This is a genomic window from Microbacterium sp. bgisy189 (genome assembly GCF_057707225.1).
In genome coordinates this window covers 185,576-205,732 of sequence record NZ_JBYIPT010000002.1, presented here as the reverse complement: position 1 = coordinate 205,732, position 20,157 = coordinate 185,576, and the positions used below count along the sequence as shown (strand labels likewise).

The 20,157-nt window shown below is 68.2% G+C and carries 18 protein-coding genes; 11 read left to right on the top strand and 7 right to left on the bottom strand.

Translation table 11 applies throughout. From position 1 onward, the window contains the following. Positions 1-41 precede the first annotated feature (41 nt). A complete protein-coding gene (locus tag AC3ENX_RS03955) occupies positions 42-1,253 on the bottom strand; it encodes an amidohydrolase family protein (RefSeq protein WP_434810565.1) in 1,212 nt (403 codons plus the stop codon). A 190-nt stretch (positions 1,254-1,443) separates the two neighbouring features. Here AC3ENX_RS03955 and AC3ENX_RS03950 point away from each other — a divergent pair, with 190 nt between their 5' ends. Beyond that, on the top strand, positions 1,444-3,894 hold the full coding sequence (locus AC3ENX_RS03950) for an ATP-dependent helicase (protein ID WP_434810564.1): 2,451 nt from the start codon (positions 1,444-1,446) through the stop codon (positions 3,892-3,894). A gap of 17 nt (positions 3,895-3,911) precedes the next feature. On the opposite strand, the gene AC3ENX_RS03945 is transcribed toward AC3ENX_RS03950, so the two are convergent. Next, positions 3,912-4,256 carry a hypothetical protein gene (locus tag AC3ENX_RS03945; protein WP_434810563.1) on the bottom strand — a complete coding sequence of 115 codons (345 nt, stop codon included), beginning with the start codon at positions 4,254-4,256 and terminating at the stop codon, positions 3,912-3,914. A gap of 129 nt (positions 4,257-4,385) precedes the next feature. Here AC3ENX_RS03945 and AC3ENX_RS03940 point away from each other — a divergent pair, with 129 nt between their 5' ends. Continuing rightward, a complete protein-coding gene (locus AC3ENX_RS03940) occupies positions 4,386-6,041 on the top strand; it encodes a sunset domain-containing protein (protein ID WP_434810562.1) in 1,656 nt (551 codons plus the stop codon). Positions 6,042-6,095: 54 nt separating this feature from the next. On the opposite strand, the gene AC3ENX_RS03935 is transcribed toward AC3ENX_RS03940, so the two are convergent. After that, a complete protein-coding gene (locus AC3ENX_RS03935; protein ID WP_434810561.1) occupies positions 6,096-6,362 on the bottom strand; it encodes a GlsB/YeaQ/YmgE family stress response membrane protein in 267 nt (88 codons plus the stop codon). A gap of 121 nt (positions 6,363-6,483) precedes the next feature. Here AC3ENX_RS03935 and AC3ENX_RS03930 point away from each other — a divergent pair, with 121 nt between their 5' ends. After that, positions 6,484-7,473 (top strand): SseB family protein, encoded by a 990-nt coding sequence (locus tag AC3ENX_RS03930; protein ID WP_434810560.1) that lies wholly within the window; start codon positions 6,484-6,486, stop codon positions 7,471-7,473. 18 nt (positions 7,474-7,491) lie between these two features. On the opposite strand, the gene AC3ENX_RS03925 is transcribed toward AC3ENX_RS03930, so the two are convergent. Further along, complete coding sequence (locus tag AC3ENX_RS03925) at positions 7,492-8,667, bottom strand: AI-2E family transporter (protein ID WP_434810559.1); 1,176 nt, start codon at positions 8,665-8,667, stop codon at positions 7,492-7,494. A 292-nt stretch (positions 8,668-8,959) separates the two neighbouring features. Between AC3ENX_RS03925 and AC3ENX_RS03920 the strand changes: the two genes are divergently transcribed. The 3 genes from AC3ENX_RS03920 (at position 8,960) to AC3ENX_RS03910 (ending at position 10,447) form a co-directional block, all read left to right on the top strand. Beyond that, positions 8,960-9,349 (top strand): hypothetical protein, encoded by a 390-nt coding sequence (locus tag AC3ENX_RS03920; RefSeq protein ID WP_434810558.1) that lies wholly within the window; start codon positions 8,960-8,962, stop codon positions 9,347-9,349. Between the two features lie 25 nt (positions 9,350-9,374). Continuing rightward, positions 9,375-9,656 carry a substrate-binding domain-containing protein gene (locus AC3ENX_RS03915; protein WP_434810557.1) on the top strand — a complete coding sequence of 94 codons (282 nt, stop codon included), beginning with the start codon at positions 9,375-9,377 and terminating at the stop codon, positions 9,654-9,656. A 218-nt stretch (positions 9,657-9,874) separates the two neighbouring features. Further along, entirely contained in the window at positions 9,875-10,447 is a 573-nt protein-coding gene (locus AC3ENX_RS03910; RefSeq protein WP_434810556.1) for a bactofilin family protein, read from the top strand. Between the two features lie 8 nt (positions 10,448-10,455). On the opposite strand, the gene AC3ENX_RS03905 is transcribed toward AC3ENX_RS03910, so the two are convergent. Continuing rightward, the gene (locus AC3ENX_RS03905; RefSeq protein WP_434810555.1) at positions 10,456-11,679 is read right to left on the bottom strand and encodes an acyl-CoA dehydrogenase family protein; all 1,224 of its coding nucleotides are present in this window, start codon (positions 11,677-11,679) and stop codon (positions 10,456-10,458) included. 70 nt (positions 11,680-11,749) lie between these two features. Beyond that, a complete protein-coding gene (locus tag AC3ENX_RS03900; RefSeq protein ID WP_434810554.1) occupies positions 11,750-12,418 on the bottom strand; it encodes a TetR/AcrR family transcriptional regulator in 669 nt (222 codons plus the stop codon). Between the two features lie 180 nt (positions 12,419-12,598). Between AC3ENX_RS03900 and sucC the strand changes: the two genes are divergently transcribed. Both sucC and sucD read left to right on the top strand, forming a co-directional pair. Beyond that, complete coding sequence (gene sucC, locus AC3ENX_RS03895; RefSeq protein ID WP_434810553.1) at positions 12,599-13,765, top strand: ADP-forming succinate--CoA ligase subunit beta; 1,167 nt, start codon at positions 12,599-12,601, stop codon at positions 13,763-13,765. A 21-nt stretch (positions 13,766-13,786) separates the two neighbouring features. After that, entirely contained in the window at positions 13,787-14,689 is a 903-nt protein-coding gene (gene sucD / locus AC3ENX_RS03890; protein ID WP_434810552.1) for a succinate--CoA ligase subunit alpha, read from the top strand. A 64-nt stretch (positions 14,690-14,753) separates the two neighbouring features. On the opposite strand, the gene AC3ENX_RS03885 is transcribed toward sucD, so the two are convergent. Continuing rightward, the gene (locus AC3ENX_RS03885) at positions 14,754-16,169 is read right to left on the bottom strand and encodes an NCS2 family permease (RefSeq protein ID WP_434810551.1); all 1,416 of its coding nucleotides are present in this window, start codon (positions 16,167-16,169) and stop codon (positions 14,754-14,756) included. Positions 16,170-16,267: 98 nt separating this feature from the next. Between AC3ENX_RS03885 and AC3ENX_RS03880 the strand changes: the two genes are divergently transcribed. Genes AC3ENX_RS03880 through purH form a run of 3 tightly spaced genes read left to right on the top strand, consistent with a single transcriptional unit; the run spans position 16,268 to position 20,029 of the window. Then, entirely contained in the window at positions 16,268-17,776 is a 1,509-nt protein-coding gene (locus tag AC3ENX_RS03880; RefSeq protein WP_434810550.1) for a cell division protein PerM, read from the top strand. Positions 17,777-17,785: 9 nt separating this feature from the next. Beyond that, entirely contained in the window at positions 17,786-18,376 is a 591-nt protein-coding gene (gene purN, locus AC3ENX_RS03875) for a phosphoribosylglycinamide formyltransferase (RefSeq protein WP_434810549.1), read from the top strand. 45 nt (positions 18,377-18,421) lie between these two features. Next, positions 18,422-20,029: a bifunctional phosphoribosylaminoimidazolecarboxamide formyltransferase/IMP cyclohydrolase gene (purH, locus tag AC3ENX_RS03870; protein ID WP_434810548.1), complete on the top strand. Its 1,608-nt coding sequence runs from the start codon at positions 18,422-18,424 to the stop codon at positions 20,027-20,029. The last annotated feature ends 128 nt before the right edge of the window (positions 20,030-20,157 follow it).

The window sequence follows — 20,157 nt, the reverse complement described above, 5'->3', positions numbered from 1 at the left end:
TCGTCGCCGAAAACTCAGGAGTTACGCGCGGCGCGGGAAGCTCACACCCCGACGAGCGCCAACCCGTCGGCGACGACGCGGCCGTCGTGGATGACGGTGCGGTCCGCGCCCCGGTCCATGACCGCGCTCACGGGGGTCTCGCCGTCGACGAGCAGCAGATCGGCGCGGTCGCCGACCGAAACGCCGGGGCGCTCGCCGACAGCAGCGACCCGAGGGGATGCCGGTGACATGATGCTCGCGCCGCCCATCGTGCCGACCGCGAGGGCAAGCTCGATGAGGTCGTCGCGGCGGTAGCCGTTGACGAACGCGAGCTGCCACGTGCGGTCGAGCATGTCGCAGTTGCCGTACGGGCTCCAGTAATCGCGCTGGCCGTCCTCGCCGAGCCCGACGCGCACGCCCGCCTCGATGAGCTGCACCAGGGAGAGGTGGTTGCTGGTCGACGGCGCGACGGTCGCCATCGAGATGTCGAGTTCGGCGAACGCGTCGATCAGCCGACGACTCGTCGCCTCGCCGACCGCGCCGAGGTCGTAGGCGTGCGACAGGTTGACCTTGCCCTGCATGCCGAGGGCGCGGGTGCGTTCGATCACCAGTTCGGTGCTGAACACGCCCAGCTCGCCCGGCTCATGCAGGTGGATGTCGACCTCCACCTGGTAGCGCTCGGCGAGGTCGAACACGATGTCGAGGTGCTTCGCGGGGTCGCGGTCGAGCATCGAAGGATCGATGCCGCCCATCACATCCGACCCCTGCTTCAGTGACTCCTCGAGCAGCTCGACCGTGCCCGCCTCGCGCAGAATGCCGGCCTGCGGAAACGTGATGATCTGCACCTCTGCCTGCCCCGCGAACCGCTCCTTCGCAGCCATGACCGAGTCGAACTTGTCGAGCTTGCAGTCCACGTCGACCTGCGCGAAGGAGCGCACTCGGGTCGTGCCGTGCGCGATCATCCGCTCCAGCGTCGTCGCGACGACCTCAGCGTGTGGGATGTCGGTGTTCCGCCAGTTCGCCCGGTCGTTGAGCATCATCCCCCACACGCCCGGCGCGCCGGTGTGCTCGCGGAACGGCAGCCCGATGCGCGACGAGTCCAGGTGCACGTGCACGTCGCTGAACGACGGCAGCAGCAGGCGTCCGCGGCCTTCGACATCGGCATCCGTCGGCGGGGATGCCGCATCGTGCGGTCGGATCGCGACGATGCGGTCGCCCTCGATCTCGACGTCAGCGGCGGCCGCGCCCCACGGGCGTGTATTGGCGATCAGCATGCATCCATTCTGTGCCCCGGTGGTACCTCGTCAGCGGCGCACTGCGGCCCGCCGCATCTCCGCAGATCTGCACCAAGTCCGCATCCAATCGCGTTCTGGATGCGGACTTCGCGACAGACTGCGGAGTCGGTGCACGGGTGAGGTGCTCACGGACGTGGCTGTCGGGGGCGGCGCCTAGAATCGATGGGTCATGAGCGACCCCATCAAGCCTGTCATCGTCGGTCGTTCCGGCGCGCCCGAATCCGGACCGCGCGCCGACGACGAGCTGTTGGCGGGGCTCAACCCGCAGCAGCGCGACGCGGTCACGTACCGCGGGCAGGCCCTGCTCATCGTCGCCGGCGCGGGGTCGGGCAAGACGAGCGTGCTCACCCGGCGCATCGCGTCGCTGCTGCGGAGCCGCGAAGCGTGGCCGAGCCAGATCCTCGCCATCACGTTCACGAACAAGGCCGCCGGTGAGATGCGCGAGCGCGTGCACCAGCTCATCGGTGACGCTGCGCAGGGCATGTGGATCTCTACCTTCCACTCGGCGTGCGTGCGCATTCTGCGGCGTGAGGCACAGCAGTTCGGGTTCACGAAGAGCTTCACGATCTATGACTCCGGCGACTCGCGCGCGCTCATCAAGCGGCTCGTCAAAGAGCACGAGGCCGACGCATTCGGGCTGACTCCGGCATCCGTGCAGGGTCGCATTTCGAAGCTGAAGAACGAACTGATGGATGCCGAGGGCTTCGCGCGGCAGGCCAACATGAGCGACCCCGCCGAGCGGCTGTTCGCCGAGATCTTCGGTGACTACCAACGCAACCTGCAGAAGGCGAACGCGTTCGACTTCGACGACCTCATCGCGCAGACGGTGTTCCTGTTCCGGGCGTTCCCGCATGTCGCCGACACGTACCGTCGCCGGTTCCGCCATGTGCTCGTCGACGAGTACCAGGACACCAACCACGCCCAGTACTCGCTCATCCACGAACTCACCCGGCCGGTCAGCGGCGACGGGGGCGATGCGTTCGAGTCGAACGGGATGATGATCTTCGACGCGCCGGCGGAGCAGCAGCCGGGCGCATCGCTCACGGTCGTCGGTGATTCCGACCAGTCGATCTACGCATTCCGCGGTGCCGACATCCGCAACATCACCGAATTCGAGCGCGATTTTCCCGGCGCGAAGGTGGTGCTGCTGGAGCAGAACTACCGTTCGACGCAGAACATCCTGTCGGCCGCGAACGCCGTCATCGGCAACAACTTCGACCGCAAGGACAAGAAGCTGTGGACCGACGTCGGCGCGGGCGATCCGATCGTCGGCTTCACCGGGTACTCGCAACACGATGAGGCCCAGTTCGTCGCCGACGAGGTGGAGGCGATCCGGCGCACGGGCGTGCCGTACTCCGAGATGGCTGTGTTCTACCGCACCAACTCGCAGTCCCGCGCGCTGGAGGAAATCTTCATCCGCTCGGCCGTCCCGTACAAGATCATGGGCGGCACGAAGTTCTACGAGCGTGCCGAGATCAAGGACGCCCTGGCCTACCTGATCGCCGTCGCGAACCCCGCCGATGAGATGGCGGTGCGTCGCATTCTGAACAAGCCGCGTCGCGGCATCGGTGACGTCACCGAGACGGCCATCGCCCGGTATGCCGCCGAAGAGGGCATCAGTTTCCGCGATGCCCTCGCCAACGCGTCGGCGCTGGGGGTCGGTCCGAAGATCCAGAAGGCGATCGCCGAATTGGATGCCGTGCTCGCTGAGGCATCCGAGATCCTGCTGCCGTCCTCGGGTGAGGTCGCCCCGCCCACGTCGGTGACCGAGGGACTCACGGTGCTGCTGAACAAGAGCGGCTACCTCGACGCGCTGCGACGCAGCAAAGACCCGCAAGACGAGGCGCGCGTGGAGAACGTCGACGAACTCGTCGCTGTCACCCGCGAGTTCGCGCGCAACAACCCGGACGGCACGATCCTCGACTTCCTCACCGAGGTCTCGCTCGTCTCCGATGCCGACGACCTCGACGACGCCGCCGGATCGGTCTCGCTCATGACGATGCACACCGCGAAGGGCCTCGAATACGACGCCGTGTTCGTCACCGGTGTCGAAGAAGACCTCATCCCGCACCGCATCTCGGCGGGGGAGCCGGGTGGTCCGCAGGAGGAGCGACGCCTGTTCTACGTCGCGCTCACCCGTGCCCGCAAGAAGCTGCACCTGTCCCTCGCGATGACCCGCGCGCAGTTCGGCGAGGTGTCGGTGGCGATGCCGAGCCGGTTCCTGCAGGAGATTCCGCAAGACCTGATCGACTGGCGGCAGTCGCCCGGCGACGTGAATTCCCGCGGCGGCATGCAGTCGCGGGCCCTGAACGCCCGTCGCCCGGGGGGCGGCTTCAGCGGGGGTGGCGGCAAGCGGTACGGCGACGATCTCGTGCCGCTGCCGCGCCGCGACAAGCCGGCGGGGTCGATCGAGAAGTTCGCCAATCGCATCCCTGCGAAGGTCCGTGACAACGGCGACATGGAACTCGCGCCCGGCGACCGCATCCGCCACGACGACTTCGGTGAAGGCCGGGTCGATGCCGTCACGGGTGAGGGCGCGAAGCGCGTCGCGCACGTGCGTTTCGACAAGGTCGGCGCCAAGAAGCTGCTCATCAAGATCGCGCCCATCACCAAGCTCTGAACCGCGAGCAGATTGTTCTAGGTTCGCGAGCCGAGAGGGCTGGGTACGACCGGGGCGGCGCGGTCGCCACGCTCCATGTCAGCAGGCCGAGCATCGTCGGCAGCGCCGGGGTCGGCAACACGCTCGAGGGACAAGCGGATCGTTGTCGTCGTGGCGGGCAGTCGCGCCGATGAAGACGTCATCCGTGCGGCCACTTCGGCGACACCCAAGGTGGCGACGAAGGGGACGGTCACCGTCTCCGGCACACCGCGAGTGGGGAACACGTTGACGGCGCGCCCGAGCGGATGGGCGATCTCGGTGATCGTTCGTGCCAAGAAGCCGGAGTACGCGACGGTCTCGGCGCGCAGTGCCGGCTTCACCATCCGCTGACGCACCTCGTCGCCTTCTTACGTGATCGCCTCTCGCCGAAAGCGTGAGAATGCTTTAATGTGAGTTCATCGTGCGGGCGCGTGCCAGAGGGGGATGCCGCCGCCGTGCCCCCGAGGAGAATCATGCTCGCTGTCCGCGCAGGGTCGATCACCCTGTCAACTCTCGTTGCCGCGACACTGGTCGTCACCGGCGCACCGATCGCGGCCTCGGCGGCCGAGACCACCGGGAGCATCACCGGAACCGCCAGTGGTGGATACGTGCCGGATGGCGCCGCTATCGCGACTGCCTACCAACTTGTCGGTGAGGAATGGCTTCGCCAGGGTGAAGCCGTCGTGGCGGCGAACGGCGCGTACAAGATCGACGGCCTCGAGCTCGGCTCCTATCGTGTCGCGGTCACCGACCTTCCGGAATTCAACGGCACCGACGGTGACATCGAATACTTCGGTTGGCGTGAGTGGTGGGACGACGCAATGACGATCGATGCCGCCGACAGCGTCGAGCTCTCCAGCGTCGACCCGAACGCCGTCGGCATCGACATCGACCTCGACACCGTCGAGGGGGAGTACTCATGGCCGACGATCGATGGCACGCCCAAGGTCGGCGGTGTGCTCACGGCGACCCCCGGCGCCTGGCCGATCGGCACGCCAATCGAGTACGCCTGGTTCGCCGACAGCACCTACCTTGCCGACGCGACGGGCGCCACCCTCGAGGTGAGCGGCGACCTGGTCGGATCGCGTATCAGCGTCATCGTGTCGGGCGAGAAGACGCCCGGTGTCTGGGAGGCCAAGGACTCCGCCGCGACCGATGCCGTCGCGCGGGGAACGCTCACCGGCGCGACGCCGAAGATCAAGGGCGTTCTCGCGGCGGGATCCACGATCAAAGTGTCGAAGGGCACGTGGACGGCGGGTACGAGCTTCCGCTATCAGTGGTACGCGGACGGTAAGAAGATCTCCGGCGCGACGTCGAGCAGCTTCAAGCTTCCCTCGACGCTCGTCGGCACGAAGATCACGGTGAACGTGGCCGGATCGAAGACCGGCTACGCGAGCCTCGTGAAGAAGTCGGCGGTGACTTCTCGGGTCGCGAAGGCGCCGACGCCGACGATCTCTGGGAGCGCCAAGATCGGGTCGAAGCTCTCTGCTCGCGCCGGCACATGGACCACCGGGACGCGACTCGGCTACCAGTGGTATGCCAATGGCGTCGCGATCTCTGGCGCGACCAAGTCCACGTTCACGGTGACCCGCGCCGAGCGCGGCAAGGCCATCACCGTGCGCGTTCGCGGCGCGAAGTCCGGATACGCGACGGTCGCGAAGATGTCCGAGGCGACGCGCAAGGTGCCGGTGACGTCGGCCCCGAAGATCTCTGGATCGGCCACCGTGGGCCAGCGACTCACCGTCAAGCCGGGCACCTGGAGCACCAAGACCGCGTTCACCTATCAGTGGTACGTGGGTGGGAAGGCGATCAAGAACGCGACCGGCGCCACCTTCAAGCTGAAGAGCACGTATGCGGGCAAGACGATCACCGTCAAGGTCACGGGCCGCAAGAGCGGTTACACGACCGTGTCGCGAACGTCGAGTGCAACTCGGTCGGTGAGGTACCCGTCTCGCACGGGGCCGACCTCGCTCGGCAGTTGCCCGTCGTGGGCCCCCATCAAGGGGAACGCGGACTCAGGCATATATCATCTGCCGAGCGGGCGCTACTACGACGCGACGAATCCCGAGGAGTGCTTCCGCACAGAGACCGCCGCACGCGCGGCAGGCTATCGGGCTTCGAAGGTCTGACGCACGAACGACGATGCCCGCCCCATTCCGGGGCGGGCATCGTCGTGGCAGCGGTCAGCGGGTCTTCTTGCGACCCGTCAGCAGCCCGTAGATCAGCAGCACGATCAGTGAGCCGCCGATGGCGAGCGCCCACGTTTGCAGCGAGAAGAACTCCTCGAGCGGGGCGTTGAACAGGATGCTGCCGAGCCAACCGCCCAGCAGCGCGCCCACCACGCCCAGCAGCAGGGTGACGAACCAGCCGCCCCCTTGCTTTCCGGGGAGGATGAGCTTTGCGATCGCTCCGGCCAGCAGACCGAGGAGCAGGAATCCGAAGAATCCCATGGTCGTTCCCTTCTGTCGTCTTCGACACGGCGGTCGCCGGTGCCTGCATCCTGCACCCGCACGACCGTTTCGCGTCGGAGGCGCGACGGTGAAGCATCCACCCGCTGGGTAGGCTCGACCCATGGCCCTGTTCAAGCGCGGCAAGCGCGAGACCCCGACCGACGCGCCCGCAGACGAGCAGCAGGTCGCCGCATCCGACGCGTCCGAGGCAGCGGCTGACGAGGTCGTCGTGTCCGAGCCGGTGCCCGAGGTCGGCATCTCGTTCTCGACGTTCGGCAAGGCAGCGGCCCCGCCGTCGCTCAGCCGTCCCGCCCCGCAGGCACCCGCCTCGCGCCCGACCGCGGGCCTTCCCGACAACGGTCTGCTGCGCGCCGCGCTCGCCGGTCTTCCCGAGAAGCCGCAGAACACCGATGTCATGAACATCATGCGTCAGGCTCTGCAAGGCCAGCTCTACCTGCGCGTGCGCGGCAACGCGAAGCAGCTCATCGCCGACGGACAAGAGCTCACCCTCGCGGTGACGGCCATCGAAGACAAGCGCTTCTTGCTCGCGTTCAGCGGCGGCGCGGCGCTGCAAGACAGCATCCGTGCAGACGGCGACACGTCGACCAGTGCCGTCGGTCAGCCCGCCATGAACGTGTTCCGCAACGTGCTCGCCGGTCCCTACGCCGGCATGATCATCGATCCGGCGTCGCCGCAGGCACGCATCGTGCTGCCCGCGCCGCTCATCGAGAAGTCGGTTGAAGAAGCAGACCCGGCGTTCACGATCAAGACCCTGCTCGCGACCCCGCGCACCGACGCGACGACCGAGAAGGTCGCCGAAGCGCTCGCGACGGTCAAGCTGTGGGTGGCCGCCGGCCCCGCCGACGACGAAGGACGCTTCGGGCTCGCCGAGTCGCGCTCACCCTCGGGGGAGCGGCGGCTCGAAGTGTTCTCGCATCCGCTCGAGGTGATCGCGCTCGGGCGCGGCGACCGTCCTGTCCCACTGACCGGTGCCCAGCTGGCGTCGGCCCTGCGCGGTGACGACGGCATCAACGGTGTCGTCGTCGACCCCGCCGGCCCGTGGATCGCGCTCGATCGCGAACAGCTCGGCCCTGTGCTCTCCCTCGCCTGACAGGCGGGGATGCCGAGATCAGCCCTCCGCGGCGATCTCGGTCGCGCGATTCTTCGGCCGCGCCCAGCGCGCGGGGGTGCGCGGCCCGTCCCACACCTTGATGACACCCCACGCGACGGCGGTGATCGGCACCGAGATGATCGCGCCGACGATGCCGCCGAGCACGGTGCCCACCGTCAACGCGATGAGGATGACGAACGCGTGCAGCTTCATCGACTGCCCCATGAGGAACGGCTGCAGCAGGTTCCCCTCGAGCTGCTGCACGAGGACGATCACCCCGACCACGATGAGCGCGACGACCCAGCCGTTCGTCACCAGTGCGACGAGGGCCGCCAGGGCACCGGCGACGGTGGCGCCGACGATGGGCACGAACGCGCCGACGAAGACGAGCACCGCGAGCGGTACGGCCAGCGGCACCTGGAGGATGAGCAGGCCGATCAGGATGCCGATGGCATCCACCGCGGCAATCGATGCGGTGCCGCGCACGTAGTTGCCGAACGTGGTCACCACGGTGTCACCGACGCGCGCCGCGCGGCGGTAGGCGGCACCCTCGAAGGGGCGCAGCAGGAACTCCCACATGCGCGGGCCGTCCTTCAGGAAGAAGAACAGGGTGACGATCATGAGGATGAGCCCCGTGAGGAACGTCGCGACCGCGCTGACCCCCGCCAGCGCGCCTGAGCCGAACTGTGCGCTCGTGACGAAGTCGGTCGCCGCCGCGATCCACTCGTCGATCTGCTCCTGATCGATCGAGACGGGCAGCGTCGCGATCCACGCCATCAGGCCGTTGAAGCCGTCCTGCGCCTTCGATGACAGGTCGTCCCACTGGTCGCGCACCTGCCACGTGATGAGCCAGCCGATGAGTCCCAGCACCGTGAGGGCGGCGAGCAGGCACACGAGCGTCGCGGGCAGTGGTGCGAATCCGTGGCGACGCAACCAGCCCATGAGCGGCGCGAATGCACACGCGATGATGAGGGCGAGGATCAGTGGAATCGTGACGACGGTCACCTCGCGCACACCGAGCACGACCACCGCGGCGACCGCGAGCACGATGATCAGCTGCAGCGACCTCGTGGCGAGCACGCCCATTCCGTCCGACCACAGACTCCACGGTTTGCCCGGGGCATGCACCGGCAGTGAGCCGGGCCCGGTCGTGTCGAGCTTGACGATCTTGGGGCGCGAGCCGAAGAGTCCCATGTGCTGACGGTACCCCGGCGGCCGTGTGGATCCGGTCAGCCCGTCGGCGAGGTGGTCGGTGGGAAGTGCACGCGGTGATGTGCGGTTCTGTGCGATTCGATTGTCGGCGCGCGATGCCACGGGCAGGGTCGGATGACCCCCACCCCGCATTCAAGGAGGAATCGCATGTCCAATCCGATGCGCGCGAAAGCGGCAGCGGTCGGTGTCGCGGCCCTGGTGATCGCCCCACTGGTGACCGCCTCGCCCGCCAGCGCCGCCGATCTCGCCGGTGCGCGGCACTACCTGAGCGACCTTGACCTGGACGTCGCCGGCCGACGCAACGGCCGGACCGGTCGAACTGCGTGCCACCGGCACTGCGCTGTTCGATGTCGAGGGGACCGGTTCGACAGCCGCCTCGGTCGTCGCGCTCTCGCAGCAGAAGTACTTCGTCGACTGCTCGGCGACAGGCGCCGGCGACGGCACTCAGGACGCTCCGTACACCTCGACCGCACAGGTCAATGAGCACGGCGCCTTCCTGCCCGGCGAGTCGATCCTCTTCCGTGCCGGCATCGAGTGCGTGGGTGCACTCATCCCTGACGGCAGCGGTGTGATCGGCCACCCGCCGGGGCTGGACGCGCGAGCTCCCCAATCCACCGTTCGGTACCGACGATTCGCGCCGTGCGCTGGAGGCGCTTCTCGATGACTGTCTTCGCGACGGAACGCGCGCCGTGCTCGTGCACACCGACGCGGATGCAGTGCTGCTCGTCGACCTCGCGCTCGATCGGGGGCTGAGGGTGCCGCAGGATCTAGCGATCGTCGCGTACGACGATGAGATCGCGTCGCTCGCTCGGATCCCGCTGACAGCGATCGCGCCGCCGAAGCTCGATCTCGGTGAGACTGCGGTGCGCATGGCGTTGGCTCGGCTGCGACGCGATCGCGAGGATCGGTCCGGGCTTGCGCGAGCGACGTTGCTAACGACGCTCGTCGATCGCGCCTCGTCGCACACCTGAGGTCGGCTCGATCGGGCGAGTCGGCGGCGCGCTCGAGGGCCGAAATAAGACACGACTCACGGCGCGCTCATGGGCGGCTCATTGGACTGGGATGAGGTGGTTGCAGCGCGGGGAGCGACTCGGCGCTACGACGAGAGGACACTCACATGAACAGGAACATCTCGGCACGCCTGGTGGCCATCGGAACCGCGGCTGGACTCCTTCTCGTGGCAACGCCTATGACCGCACACGCAGACGAGATCGTTCGCAACGGCTCCTACACCGTGCGGGCGGGCCAGACCATCGACGGTGACCTGCTCGTTCGCGGTGGCACCGTCACCATCTCCGGCACGGTCAAGGGCAACGTTCGGCAATCGGGGGCTGGGACCGTCCGAATCACTGGTTCGGGCCTGGTGGAGGGGAACGTTAAAGAGACAGGCAGCGGAACCGTGCTCGTCGAAGCCGGGGGCGAGATCAAGGGCAACCTGATCGAGCGTCACACCGGCGACGTGCGTGTGTACGGCACGATTGCGGGCAACATCGCCGAGCGCGAAAGCGGGGATCTCCGTGTCGGCGGGGTTGTCGAAGGAAACATCAGTGAGACCAGCAGCGGACGGGTTGTGCTCGGTGGTCGCGCTGTCGTGGACGGCAACGTGTACGAATCGGGCGACGACGGACTCATCCTCGGCAGTCGGACCCACGTCGACGGCGACGTCACAGAGACCGGCTCCGGTAACCTGCTTCGCTATCGCGGTTCGTCTGTCGAAGGAGACGTGAAGGAGCGAGACGCTGGACGGGTCATCGTGCGCTGACGCCCGGATCAGGCGAACGCGCTCATCCCGGTGATGTCGCGGCCGATGAGCAGCGCCTGCACGCTCTCGGTGCCCTCGTAGGTGTGGATCGCTTCGATGTCGGCCATGTGCTGCATGACGCCGTTCTCGAGCAGAATGCCGTTGCCGCCGAGCAGGTCGCGGGCCGAGGCAGCGATGCGACGGGCGGCACGGGTGTTGTGGAACTTCGCCAGCGATGCCTGAGTTGGCCGCAGTCCGCCGGATGCCTCGAGGTCGGCAAGGTGGCGGCAGTACAGCTGCATGGCGGTGAGTTCTTCGAGCATCTGGGCGAGGCGTTCCTGGATCATCTGGAACTTCGCAAGCGGCTTGCCGAACTGTATGCGCTGCTGGGAATACTGCAACGCGGCCTCGTAGCAGGCGGTCGCGTGTCCGAGTGCCGACCAGGCGACACCCGAGCGGGTCGAGTACAGCACGGTCGACGCGTCTTTGAAGGAGCGGGTGCCGGGGAGGACGGCATCAAGCGGTACGCGCACATCGTCGAGGGTGATGTGGGCCTGGTAGATGCCGCGAAGTGAGGCCTTGCCGGTGATGACGGTGCCGGTGTAGCCGGGTGTCGTCTGCTCGACGAGGAAGCACCGGACGGCGCCGTGGTGCGCATCGGACTCGTCGTCGACCCGTGCCCACACGAACGTGATGCCGCCCGAGGCGCCGTTGCCGATCCACTTCTTCGCGCCGCGGATGACCCAGGTGTCGCCGTCGCGTCGGGCGACGGTTTCGAGCGAGACCGAGTCCGAGCCGTGGTCGGGCTCGGTCAGCGCGAACGAGGCGAGCACCTCTGCGCGCGCGACGGGCCGCAGCCATCGCGCCTGCTGCTCGGACGACCCGAACAGCGCGAGGGTGCGCAGCGCGAGTCCGCCCTGCACGGCGATCACGGTGCCGAGCGATCCGTCGCCGCGCGAGACCTCCATGTTCACGAGGCCCGCCGCCAGCGGTGAGAAGTGCGTCAGGTCGGGGTGCTCGATGCCGTCGTTGAGCAGGTCGAGTTCACCCAGTCGGGTGGCGACCTCGAGCGGGTAGGTCGCGGTGTCCCATGCCTCGACCATGCGGTCGCCGATCTCGTCGACGTACGCCTTCGCGCGGTCCCACACGTCGCGATCGGCCGGGTCGATGTCGGCGAACACGGCGTAGTAGTCGGTGCCGAGACGGCCGGTGACGTCGTACGAGGGCACGGCCTCGCCGGGGAAGGTGCTCATGCCCGACAGGGTACTCCTGCGGCATCCAGTACCGCCAGTCGCGGGACGCAGTCCCACTGAGGCGGCGTTGTCAGGACAGCTGCGAGCCCAGGCGGCGCGCCACTTCGGCAGCCGGCATGCGCCGGGGGAAGACTGCGACCACGACGTCGTCATCGGCGGGCGGCGTGCCGTCGGGGTGCACGCCGACGCGATGCATGAGGGCGTCGTGTGCATCGCTGAGCACCGAAGACGGCACCTTCTTCGTGCCGCGCAGCAGCCGGCGCAGCACGTGGTTGTGCACCGCCGTGACGGATGCCGCGAACGACACCGCCTCGATCGGATCGAGCTCGGGCAGTTCGCGCCGCAGGTACTCGTCGAAGAGGCGCTCGTACTGGAACACCGTCACGATCTCGCGGTCGCGGAGCGCGGGCACCTGACGCACGACACCGTAGCGACGGCGGGCGAGTTCGGGGTCGGCCGCGAAGTGGCGGAACACCTGCAGCGATGCTTCGCACACGGCCGCCCACGGATTCTCGTGCGGCTGCGACAAGAACTCGCGCAGCTGTTCGAGCAGCACGGCATGGTCGGTGAAGACGACATCGTCTTTGCCGCCGAACTGTCGGAAGAAGGTGGAGCGCGAAACGCCTGCAGCCTGGGCGATCTGTTCGACGGAGGTGGCCTCGAACCCCTGCGTCGCGAACAGGTCGAGTGCCGCGGCGACGACCGTGTTGCGGGCGCGGGTCTCGGGGACGTCGTTCATGGTGGTGAAATCCTAGCCACCCGCACCGCACACGTGCGCTCGCGCGCGACCGGATCGCGCACCCCCTCCGTCCGGCGGGGCCGGTCAGCGAAGGGTAGTAGGCTTGACGACTGGCCGATATCTCGATATCGAGACGTTTTTCGGCACCCAACCCCACCGCCGCCCAGCGAAGGATTGCACGTGGATCTCTACGAATACCAGGCACGAGACCTATTCGAGAAGTACGGGGTGCCGGTGCTCGCCGGCATCATCGCCGACACCCCCGAGGAGGCGAAGGCGGCTGCCGAGAAGATCGGCGGTGTCGTCGTCGTCAAGGCTCAGGTCAAGACCGGAGGCCGCGGCAAGGCCGGCGGCGTCAAGGTCGCGAAGACCCCCGACGAGGCGTACGCCGCAGCCGAGGCCATTCTCGGCCTCGACATCAAGGGTCACGTCGTCAAGCGCGTCATGGTCGCGCAGGGTGCCGACATCGCCGAGGAGTTCTACTTCTCGGTGCTGCTCGACCGCGCCAACCGCTCCTACCTGAGCCTGTGCTCGGTCGAGGGCGGCATGGAGATCGAGCAACTCGCGGTCGAGAAGCCGGAGGCGCTCGCCCGCGTCGAGGTCGACCCGCTGACCGGCATCGACAAGGACAAGGCCGTCGCGATCGCGCAGGCCGCGAACTTCCCGGCAGACCTGGTTGACAAGGTCGCCGACGTGTTCGTCAAGCTCTACGACGTCTACAAGGGTGAGGACGCGACCCTCGTCGAGGTGAACCCGCTCGTCCGCACCGGCGCCGGCGACATCATCGCCCTCGACGGCAAGGTCTCGCTCGACGAGAACGCCAGCGAGGTTCGCCACCCCGAGCACGAAGAGCTCGAAGACAAGGCAGCCGCTGACCCGCTCGAAGCCAAGGCCAAGGAGTCGGGCCTGAACTACGTCAAGCTCGACGGCCAGGTCGGCATCATCGGCAACGGCGCGGGTCTGGTCATGTCGACCCTCGACGTCGTCGCCTACGCCGGCGAGAACCACGGCGGCGTCAAGCCCGCCAACTTCCTCGACATCGGTGGCGGTGCGAACGCCCAGGTCATGGCATCCGGGCTCGACGTCATCCTCGGCGACGAGCAGGTCAAGAGCGTGTTCGTCAACGTGTTCGGCGGCATCACCTCGTGCGTGGCCGTCGCCGAAGGCATCGTGAAGGCCCTCGAGATCCTGGGCGACCACGCCACCAAGCCACTCGTCGTGCGTCTGGACGGCAACCAGGTCGAGGAGGGCCGCGCCATCCTCGCCGAGGCGAACCACCCGCTGGTCACCCTCGCCGCCGGTATGGACGAGGGCGCCGACAAGGCCGCCGAGCTGGCGAACGCCTGAGACGAAAGAGGAACCAGAGAAATGTCGATCTACCTCAACAACGACTCCAAGGTCATCGTCCAGGGCATCACCGGCGGTGAAGGCACCAAGCACACCGCCCTCATGCTGAAGGCGGGCACCAACATCGTCGGCGGCGTGAACGCCCGCAAGGCCGGCACCACGGTCACCCACGAGAAGCCGCACGAGGGCGAGGTCGAACTCCCCGTGTTCGGCACCGTCGCCGAGGCCATCGAGAAGGTCGGCGCCAACGTGTCGGTCGCGTTCGTGCCGCCGAAGTTCGCGAAGGACGCCATGATCGAGGCCATCGACGCCGAGATCCCGCTGCTGGTCGTCATCACCGAGGGCATCCCCGTCGGCGACAGCGCCGAGGCGTGGGCGTACGCGAAGGCCAAGGGCAACAAGACCCGCATCATCGGTCCGAACTGCCCCGGCATCATCACCCCCGGTGAGGCGCTCGCGGGCATCACGCCCGCCAACATCACCGGCAAGGGACCGATCGGCCTCGTGTCGAAGTCGGGCACCCTGACCTACCAGATGATGTTCGAGCTGAAGGACATCGGCTTCTCGACCGCCATCGGCATCGGCGGCGACCCGGTCATCGGCACGACGCACATCGACGCGCTCGAGGCGTTCGAGGCCGACCCCGACACCAAGGCGATCGTCATGATCGGCGAGATCGGCGGCGACGCCGAGGAACGTGCGGCCGAGTACATCAAGGCGAACGTCACCAAGCCGGTCGTCGGCTACGTCGCGGGCTTCACCGCTCCCGAGGGCAAGACCATGGGCCACGCCGGCGCCATCGTGTCGGGCTCGGCCGGCACCGCGCAGGCGAAGAAGGAAGCGCTCGAGGCCGCCGGTGTCAAGGTCGGCAAGACGCCGTCCGAGACCGCTGCCCTGATGCGCGAGATCATCGAGTCGCTCTGAGTTGACACAGCGAAGGGGCCGGATGCCATGGCATCCGGCCCCTTCTGCGTTCCCCGTCGCGGGGTCAGACCCCGAACAGGGCCGAGATCGGTCCGCGGGCGAAGAACAGCACGAAGCCGGCCGCGACGATCCACAGCAGCGGGTGGACGGTCTTCGCTTTGCCCGACAGTGCGTTCACGACGACCCAACTGACGAAGCCCGCGCCGATGCCGTTGGCGATCGAGTACGTCATCGGCATGACCGTGACGGTGAGGAACACCGGCAGCAGCACGCGGAAGTCGGCGAAGTCGATGTGCTTGATCTGCGACAGCATCATCGCGCCCACGAGCACGAGCGCCGCGGCGGCGATCGCGCCGGGCACGAGTGAGGTGAGCGGCGTGAAGAACATCGCCAGCAGGAACAGCACGCCGGTCACGACAGTGGCAAGACCTGTGCGGGCGCCTTCGCCGATGCCCGAGCCCGATTCGACGAAGACGGTCGCCGACGACGATGAGGTGCCACCGCCGACGACGGCGCCGATGCCCTCGACGATCAGCGCCGACTTGATGCGGGGGAAGTCGCCCTTCTCATCGGCGAGGCCGGCCTCTTTCGCGAGGCCCGTCATGGTGCCCATGGCGTCGAAGAAGTTCGAGAACACGAGGGTGAACACGAACATGACGAGGGCGACGACCGTGACCTTGCCGAGGTCGAACCCGAAGCTGATCTGACCGATGAGGCTCAGGTCGGGCAGGCTCACGAGGGCGCCGGTGAAGCCGAAGCTGAAGTTGCCGGGCCAGAAGATGTTCGCGAGCGCCGACAGCAGGGTGCCGGCCACGAGTGCGATGAGGATGGCGCCCTTGGTGCGTGTCGCGATCAGCACGCCGCCGATGAGCAGTGTGATGACGAACATGAGCGTCGGCAGGGTCGAGACCGACCCTCCCGCGCCGAGGTCGACCGGGGGAGAGGGGTTGCCGGTGGCGCTGACGAAACCGGCGTTGACGAAGCCGATGAATGCGATGAACAAGCCGATGCCGACGGTGATCGCGATCTTGAGCTCGACGGGGACGGCGTCGAAGATCATCTTCCGCAGTCCGGTCGCGGCCAGCAGCACGATGATCAGACCGTTGATGACGACCAGCGCCATCGCTTCGGGCCACGTGACCGAGCCGACGATCGTGAACGCGACGAATGCGTTGATGCCGAGGCCTGCCGCGAAGGCGAAGGGCAGACGCGTCACGAGGGCGAACAGGATCGTCATGACGCCCGCCGTCAGCGCAGTCGCCGCGGCCACCGCCGAACCCGACAGGACGTTGCCGTCGACATCGGGCGTGGAGAGGATCAGCGGATTCAGGATGATGATGTACGCCATCGTCACGAAGGTGACGAGACCGCCGCGCACCTCTGTGCCGATGGTCGATCCGCGTTCGGTGATCTCGAAGAATCGGTCGAGGGCGCCCGGCGCCCGCTCGTTGGTCAGCCGGGGGGCCGAAGTGTTGCTCATGAGTTGACCGTACCGCGCACGAAGAGGCTGGCTGTTCACCGTGCTGTGGGAGTGGGATGCGGGGGCTCGTGCGCCCGGTGGGTAGGGTCGTTACGCCCATGAATCGCCTGCTCGTCGCCCTGCTCGCCGCCTTCGACGCGGTCGTCGCCGTCACCGTCGGAATCGCCGCCGTCCTCGCCCCGCTCACCGTCCTGTGGGTGTTCGGTTTCGGCGCGTCCGCCGACTGGGGCGCGCTGTGGCCCGCGGCCGTGCAGGTGTGGCAGGTGGGGCACTTCGTGCCGCTGTACATCGACCTCCCCGCCGAGTACCTCGCGGCGACCGGCATCCCCGAAGAGGCGGCCGCGTTCACCATCTCGCTCGCACCCCTCGCGTTCGCGGGATTCACCGCGATCTTCGCGGCCCGCTCGGGTGCCCGTGCCGTGCGAGCCGGGGCTTGGCCGGTCGGGCTCGCCGGTGGCGCGGTCGCGATGCTCATGCTCTCGGTCGTCCTGTGGGTGTCGTCGTCGACGGCCGCGGCCGGCACGGTCGACGCGGCAGCAGCGATCGCCTTTCCGGTGCTCGTCTTCGTGCTCCCGGCGGCGACCGGCGCGTTCGTTGTGGCGTGGCGTGAGGGCGACGACAAGGGCATCGTCGACGCGCTGCACGACCGCGTGGATGCCGTCGAGCCGTGGCGCGACGCCCCGGCTGCTGTGGGGCGCGGGCTGGGCATCGCCGTCGCGGGCTACGTGGGCATCGGCGCGCTCATCGTCGGCGTCGGGATGATCGTGCGAGGCGGTGACGTGATCGCTCTGTTCGAATCGGCGAACGTCGATGCCGTCGGCGCGATCACCCTCACGATCGCGCAACTCGCCTACATCCCGACCCTCGTGCTGTGGGGCGCTTCGTTCGCGGCCGGTCCCGGCTTCGCGATCGGCACCGGCACCGCCGTCTCGCCCGCCGGCACGAGCTTGGGGGTGATCCCCGGCATCCCGATTCTCGGAGCGGTCCCTGAGTCGACGTCATCGTGGATGCTGCTGCTCGCGCTGCTCGTGATCGGCGTCGGTGTTGTCGCGGGATGGACGGCTCGCAACCGGATGCTGCCCGAGCCCGGCCACGTCGAGCCGGTCGCCCCGCGCGTCGCGGTGCTCGCGGGACTGGTCGTGCTGGCGGCGGCAGCGGCTGCTCTGCTGGCTGCGCTCGCCGCGGGCTCGTTCGGCCCCGGCAGGCTCGCCGAGATCGGACCGCAGTCCGGCCCGGTCGCCCTCGCGGTCGGCGTCGAGATCGCGATCGGTGCCGGCATCGCGCTGCTGGCGCCGGCGACACGCACCGAGACCGCTCGCGGCGGTCAGCACGTCGAACCGCGGATCCGCCGCGAACGCAGCGTCGCCGCGCCGTGGATCGACCACGCCCCGCACGACGCGCCCGACACCGCGCCGAGCGAGGGAACGGTGGAGCCGCCGACCGCGGAACCGGCCGCACCGCCCGCTTCTGCCCACACACCGGCCGACGCATCCGCCGACGAAACCGACACCCAGCCGATCGACGACTGGCTGCACCGCGACGACCACCGAGACGACCACGGCGACGACGATGTCACGGGCGACAAGGGGCCGCGCGCGCCTCGGTAGACTGTGCGGGTGCTCACGGTCGCCGTTCTCATCTCGGGTACCGGCTCGAACCTTCGGGCCCTCCTCGATGCGGCCAGCGCACCCGATTTTCCGGCCCGCATCGTCGCAGTCGGCGCCGACCGCCAGGCTGACGGGTTCGAGCACGCCGAAGAATTCGGCATCCCCACCTTTCTCGTTCCCTACAGCCGATTCGGCTCGCGTGAGGAATGGGGCGCAGAGCTCGATGAGCAGCTGCGCGTCTGGAACCCCGACCTCGTCGTGCTGAGCGGGCTCATGCGGTTGCTGCCCGCCGGTCTCGTCGAGGCCTGGGCCCCCCGCATCATCAACACGCACCCCGCGTACCTGCCCGAGTTCCCTGGCGCGCACGGCGTCCGCGACGCGCTGGCGGCCGGCGTCACCGAGACCGGCGCGAGCGTCATCGTCGTCGACACCGGCGTCGACACCGGCCCGATCCTCGCCCAGGAGCGCATCCCCGTGCAGCCCGGTGACACCGAGCACACCCTCCACGACCGCGTCAAGCCCGTCGAACGCCGCCTGCTGATCGATGTGGTGCACCGCATCGCCACGGGCGAGCTCGACCTCGACAACCTCGCCCACTGAGCGCCGCCCGACGGCGTGACACCGATCAGCACCAGGAGCATCCGCATGGCCGGCCCCGTCATCGACCCGTCCCTCTACCGCCCCCGTGACGTCGTCCCCATCCGCCGGGCACTCGTTTCGGTGAGCGACAAGACAGACCTGCTGGCCCTCGCCGAAGCGCTCGCCGCGGCCGGCGTCGAAATCGTCTCCACCGGTGGATCGGCCACGCTGCTGCGCGAAGCCGGCCACGCCGTCACCGACGTGGCGACGGTGACGGGCTTTCCCGAGTCGCTCGGCGGTCGCGTGAAGACGCTGCACCCGAGCGTCCACGCGGGCCTGCTGGCCGACCTGCGCCTCGAAGACCACGAACGCCAGCTCGGTGAGCTCGGCATCCAGCCCTTCGAGCTGGTCGTCGTGAACCTCTACCCCTTCGTCGAGACCGTCGCCTCTGGCGCGACCGGCGACGCCGTCGTCGAGCAGATCGACATCGGCGGCCCCGCCATGGTGCGCGCCTCGGCGAAGAACTACGCCAACGTCGCGATCGCCGTCTCGCCCACCTCGTACCCCGCCATCATCGAGGCGCTGCGTGCGGGCGGGACGACACTCGCCCAGCGCAAGGAGCTCGCCGCTCGCGCGTTCGCGCACACGGCGCAGTACGACCGCGCCGTTTCGACCTGGTTCGCCGAAGAAGCGATCCCCGACGAGGGTGACCTGCCCCAGCACCTGACCGTCCGCGCAGAGCGCCTCGCCGTGCTGCGCTACGGCGAGAATTCGCACCAGCGCGCCGCAATCTACACCCGCGTGGGTGGCCGCGGCATCGCCCAGGCCACGCAGCTGCAGGGCAAGGAGATGTCGTTCAACAACTACGTCGACGCCGATGCCGCGTTGCGTGCCGCGTTCGACATGATCAAGCCGGCCGTTGCCATCATCAAGCACGCCAACCCGTGCGGCATCGCCGTGGCGGCGCCGCAGGCCCTCGACCCGATCGCGTCGGCGCACCTGCGTGCGCACGAGTGCGACCCGGTGTCGGCGTTCGGCGGCGTGATCGCAGCCAACCGCACCGTCACGCTGAAGATGGCCGAGAACCTGCGCGACATCTTCACCGAGGTCATCGTCGCCCCCGACTACGAGCCCGAGGCGCTCGAGGTCTTCAAGCTGAAGAAGAACCTCCGCGTCCTCAAGCTTCCGGCCGACTGGGAGCAGGAGCGCCTCGACGTGCGCCTGGTGTCGGGGGGACTCCTGCTGCAGGACGCCGACCGCTTCCCGCACGAGATCGAGTCCCTCGTCGACGGCTGGGACCTCGTCACCGGTGAGATGCCCGCTGACAGCGAGAAGTCGAACCTCGCGTTCGCCTGGAAGGCGTGCCGTGCGGTCAAGTCGAACGGCATCGTGCTGGCCCAGGCGTCGGCCACCGTCGGCATCGGCATGGGCCAGGTCAACCGCGTCGACTCATGCCGTCTCGCGGTCGAGCGAGCCGGTGACCGCGTGGCCGGATCGGTCGCGGCATCCGATGCGTTCTTCCCGTTCGCCGACGGCCCGCAGATCCTCATCGACGCCGGCATCAAGACGATCATCCAGCCCGGTGGGTCGGTGCGTGACCAGGAGGTCATCGACGCCGCCCGCGCCGCGAACGTGACGATGTTCTTCACGGGGGAGCGTCACTTCTTCCACTGACGCCGCCGGGCGCGGTCGCCTGCCCCTGCGCCTGCCCCTGCGCACCGGATTCGGAGATTGCTCGCAGATTCGGACCGGATGCCGGTTTCGCATCCGAATCCGGCGACATTGTCCGAATCTGTGACCTG